At 55.6% G+C, this 2,076-nt stretch carries 1 protein-coding gene; it reads left to right on the top strand.

Annotation, left to right across the window (positions count from 1 at the left end; all coding sequences use genetic code 11):
- The first annotated feature begins 492 nt into the window (after nt 1–492).
- A complete protein-coding gene (gene rny / locus ABX962_RS35310) occupies nt 493–2,061 on the top strand; it encodes a ribonuclease Y (RefSeq protein ID WP_372726341.1) in 1,569 nt (522 codons plus the stop codon).
- The last annotated feature ends 15 nt before the right edge of the window (nt 2,062–2,076 follow it).

Genomic DNA, 2,076 nt, shown 5'->3' with positions numbered 1-2,076 from the left:
GTATACAAAACACCACGTCACAAATGCGAACTTGTCCCCATCTGGGAAACTTTGTTTTGAATCTGTTTCGCGGACACTCGACAGTTGTTAACCTGAGACATCCTGAGACCCATTGCATCGAATCATACCGGATGCGACTGGATTTTCAGAGCTGACTGTAAATAAACAAGACTCAACATCGACTCCTCTGAACAACAGAATCCCCCCTCTTCTCGATCATGTTTCCCCTTCTCTTTCTGCTAGTCGCCCGAGTGACCACATGGAAGCAACATGCTTGCTCTGTGTCGTTGTTGGCTCGTGCCGAATCAGCAGTAAAGCAGATCCTCTGCTCCGCTGAGCTTGGAGTGAACCGAGGAACTTGCGAGTGGAGTATCCCCACCGAACACCGCCCTCATCAGCAGCGGTCAAGAACACGTCCGCCCTCCGAACGTGTGAATAAGTCTGGGAATCGCAAAGGCAGATTCTATTGTTCTCGGTACCGAGGACATATACATGCTCGCATCTTCCGAAACCACGATTCTTTACTCGGCCTTTTCATTTTTGGTCGGGGCCGCGATCGTTTGGGGTATCACCCAGCGAATCAATGCGGTGCGTCGCACCGTCCAGCAACAGGCGGCTGAAAAGCTCGTCGAGGCGGCACGCCGCGAAGGCGAAACGCTACGCAATCAAACAATCGTCGATGGCAAAGAATCGGTGCTCAGCATCAAAGCGGAAGCGGAAAAGGAAATTGCCGCCGAACGCAAACAGTTGCTGCAGCGCGAAGCCAAACTCGATCGTCGTGAAGAGACGCTCGAACAGCAAGAAGACGGTCTTCGAAAGCAACAACGGGGACTCGAGAGTACGCAGCAGCGACTTGATACGCAACTGCGCGCCGCGACCGAGCAGCGAAACCGGCTCGAAGAAACGATCAAACAACAGCAAGGGCTGCTCGAAAAGGCGAGCGGGATGACTCGCGAAGAGGCATCACAAACCTTGCTCTCGTCGTTGGAACAGGACCTCGAATCTGAAATCGGCTCGGTGCTGCTGAAGCATCAGAAACGGCTTAGCGAGACCGTCAAGGCGCAGGGTCGCGAGATGCTGTTGACCGCGATCCAGCGTTTCGCATCGGCTCATACCGCAGAATCCACGACCAGCACGGTAGACGTCCCTAGCGATGACATGAAAGGCCGCATCATTGGTCGCGAAGGTCGCAATATCCGCGCGTTCGAAAAGGCGACCGGCGTCGATGTCATTATCGATGATACGCCAGGAGTCGTGATCGTCAGCGGGTTTGATCCGGTCCGCCGCGAGATCGCCCGTCAATCACTGACACGGCTGATCAGCGACGGGCGAATCCACCCCTCGCGAATCGAAGATGTCGTCGAAGAAACGGCCAAGGAGATCGACGATCTGATCATCCAAAAAGGGCGTGAGGCGGCGGATGAAGTCAACGTCAGCGGATTGCACGACCGTGTGATTCAAATGTTAGGCCGCTTGCACTTTCGTACCTCGTACAGCCAGAACGTGCTGCGGCACAGTGTCGAAGTCGCCTTCATTTCAGGTTTGCTGGCAGAGATGTTGGGAATGGACGGCGATCTGGCACGCCGCTGTGGATTGCTGCATGATATTGGCAAAGCCGCTGATCATGAACTCGAAGGCGGCCATCCCAAAATCGGCGCCGATATCCTGCGACGCTCTAACGAGGGTCCCGAAGTCGTGCACGCAGCCTTAGGACATCACGACGAAATCGTTACCGAACATCCTTACACGATGTTGGTCGCCACCGGCGACGCGTGCAGTGCCAGCCGCCCGGGGGCCCGTCGCGAATCACTCGAGCGGTACATCAAACGGATGGAAGAACTCGAATCGATTGCGACCCGCTTCAACGGCGTTCGTCAAGCGTTTGCGATCAGCGCCGGCCGTGAACTCCGCGTGATCGTCAACAGTGACCGCACGAGCGATGAAGAGGCCGCCACGATTTGTCGCAACATCGCCAAAGCGTTCGAGAAAGAGCTGACCTATCCTGGCGAAATCAAGGTCACCGTGCTGCGTGAATCACGATTCACCGAAACCGCCAAATAGTGGCCCCCCGTGTGT

Origin of the sequence: Novipirellula sp. (genome assembly GCF_041583735.1) — a bacterium.
Taxonomy (GTDB): domain Bacteria; phylum Planctomycetota; class Planctomycetia; order Pirellulales; family Pirellulaceae; genus Novipirellula.
Note: the sequence above shows the minus strand (reverse complement) of the source record. Positions and strands in the feature narration are given on the sequence as shown.